Origin of the sequence: Mangrovimonas sp. TPBH4 (assembly GCF_001280505.1) — a bacterium.
Lineage (GTDB): Bacteria > Bacteroidota > Bacteroidia > Flavobacteriales > Flavobacteriaceae > Mangrovimonas_A.
On the sequence record NZ_LBIO01000018.1, the window covers coordinates 1 to 3,171 of the forward strand.

The 3,171-nt window shown below is 47.3% G+C and carries 1 protein-coding gene; it reads right to left on the reverse strand.

Going from position 1 to position 3,171, the window contains the following annotated elements:
• Positions 1 to 130: 130 nt before the first annotated feature.
• Positions 131 to 3,171: T9SS type A sorting domain-containing protein (locus ZA05_RS00465; RefSeq protein WP_231632361.1), on the reverse strand; the 3,041-nt coding region annotated here is incomplete at its 5' end.

Here is a 3,171-nt window from a genome sequence, read left to right on the forward strand (position 1 = left end):
TTGTTTATGCAATTCATTTATAATAAGCTAAACTACTCTACACTTTTAGTGCATGGGTATTGAATCCTAAACTGAGACTAATAAAAAAGGGAGGCTAATTTTGCCTCCCTTTCATTTTTAAATTAAACTTTTAGTTTTTACGCTCCTTCAATGATGAGGAAACAATTTTCTTAGTAACAGTACCTTGACTGGTTGTTAACTTCACGTAGAACATTTGATTAGGAATTCTAGATAAATCAAAGGTTGTTTTATCTTTAAATCCTTTAACATAACTTCTATTGGTTTCACTTAAGATTACAATTCCTCTTGTGTCAAACAATTCAATAGTTACGTCAGTTTCAAATTCAAACAAGTACGAAATATTAACCTCCTTATCAAATGGAACAGGATAAGCAACAAAGTCTATACTGGATACTCCAACCGTTGGCTCAGGCTCCACTACTTCATCTTCACAATCTATAGCTGCTCCAGTTGGCATATATTCTCCAGAAGCTCCTTCACCACATTGACAAATCGCTTCACAAACCACTGCATGAGCTATCACATAAATTGGTCCGCTCGCCTCAATTGGTCCTACGGTATAACTTGTCATATACTCCATAGCACCTGCATTAAAGTTATACTGCCCTGGTGCTACTGTATAAGCTCCATTATTCTTGGTTGGATAAGGATTACACCCCACATAAACCTGGGCTTCACTCATTCCAAATCCACTAGCAATGTCAAAGTATACGGTAACGTATCCATCCAGATATTCTACCACCACATCTCCGGCAAGAGTACCACTTGACAAATTACATTGTCCAGCTCCTGCATAAAGATCCATGGTATAAGCACCCTCTGCTTCATAATAATTAGTCCATCCCCAACGATTAAATCCGTCTTGAAGGAAACATGTGTTACTGTTTGGATCTCTACCAAAAGCAGTCTCACAATTACCCGTGTACTTCTCAACGGTTCTTTCAAGGGTTAAAATCTCTTGAGCCATGTTACCACATGCATCAGATACCTCAAACACATAAGTACCATATTCAACACAACCATCCATAGTTGTATCACTTAAATATGCAGTTACTTCTCCTTCACCTGAACAATTATCTACCCAATTCGCCTTAAGGGCTTCTGGGAATTCATCATTACAAATAGGATCTATCATTGGCAAATCAATGACTGGAGGTGTTTGATCTCCTCCATTATAGTAAATTTTAAGAGGAGGCAATGTATTACCACATGCATCAGATATTATGAACTCATAAAGCGCTATCCACTTACAGTCATCCCCAACAATTGAAGGCAATTTTTCTACAAATACATCTCCACAGTTATCTTCATAAATAGCTGCAATTTCATCTGCAGTTGGTCCTTCTGGAACATCACTGAAACAAGCATCAATATCTGAAATCCCTTCTGGAATTGGACCAACTAGCATAGGAGGTGTAGTATCTCCTATTACCGTAAAGGTCGAACTCAACAACAGCGGTGCCCCACAGTCGCTTGTAGCTGTCCAAATAACCTCCGATGAACCGCCACAGGCATCAGGTGCCCCTGGGTTGGTCACTTCAACCATCAGGTTACAGCCGCCCGTGATGCTGCCCAGGGCAACCCACTCGGCAAACGCCTGGTCGATAGAAGCCTGGTCGGAACAGGCTGCCATTGTATAATCCTCTGGCGCGTTGAAGGAAACCTCAGGTGCTGGTTCTACCGTAAAGGTCGAACTCAACAACAGCGGTGCCCCGCAGTCGCTTGTCGCTGTCCAGATAACTTCCGATGAACCGCCACAGGCATCAGGCGCCCCTGGGTTGGTCACTTCAACCATCAGGTTACAACCTCCGGTGATGCTGCCCAAGTCAACCCACTCGGCAAATGCCTGGTCGATCGATGCTTGGTCTGAACAGGCCTCCATTGTAACGTCAGAAGGTACATTTGCAATAACCTCAGGTGCCGGTTCTACCGTAAAGGTCGAACTCAACAACAGCGGTGCCCCGCAGTCGCTTGTCGCTGTCCAGATAACTTCCGATGAACCGCCACAGGCATCAGGCGCCCCTGGGTTGGTCACTTCAACCATCAGGTTACAGCCGCCCGTGATGCTGCCCAGGGCAACCCACTCGGCAAACGCCTGGTCGATCGAAGCCTGGTCGGAACAGGCCTCCATTGTATAATCCTCTGGCGCGTTGAAGGAAACCTCAGGTGCCGGTTCTACCGTAAAGGTCGAACTCAACAACAGCGGTGCCCCACAGTCGCTTGTAGCTGTCCAGATAACTTCCGATGAACCGCCACAGGCATCAGGTGCCCCTGGGTTGGTCACTTCAACCATCAGGTTACAGCCACCGGTGATGCTGCCCAGGGCAACCCACTCGGCAAACGCCTGGTCTACGGAATCCTGGTCAGAACATGCTGCCATTGTATAATCGTCTGGTGCATTGAAGGAAACCTCTGGTGCAGGCTCTACCGTAAAGGTCGAACTCAGCAATAACGGTGCCCCACAGTCGCTGGTAGCTGTCCAGATTACTTCGGTTGAACCACCACAGGCATCAGGTGCCCCCGGATTGGTCACTTCAACCATCAGGTTACAGCCGCCCGTGATGCTGCCCAGGGCAACCCACTCGGCAAACGCCTGGTCTACGGAAGCCTGGTCAGAACATGCTGCCATTGTATAATCGTCTGGTGCATTGAAGGAAACCTCTGGTGCAGGAAGCACGCTAAAAGTCGCCGTTCCGATAATGGTTTCTGCACAATCACTTGTCGCTGTCCAGGTAACATCAGATTTTCCGCCACAGGCACTCGGTGCTCCTGGATTGTCTATTGTGATTTCCAAGTTACAGCCTCCGGTGATACTGCCCAAGTCAACCCACTCGGCAAACGCCTGGTCAATCGATGCTTGGTCAGAACAAGCCTCCATCGTAACGTCAGAAGGTGCATTAGCAATAACCTCTGGTGCAGGCTCTACCGTAAAGGTCGAACTCAGCAATAACGGTGCCCCACAGTCGCTGGTAGCTGTCCAGATTACTTCGGTTGAACCACCACAGGCATCAGGTGCCCCCGGATTGGTCACTTCAACCATCAGGTTACAGCCACCCGTGATGCTGCCCAGGGCAACCCACTCGGCAAACGCCTGGTCTACGGAAGCCTGGTCAGAACATGCTGCCATTGTATAATCGTCTCCAGCAATTC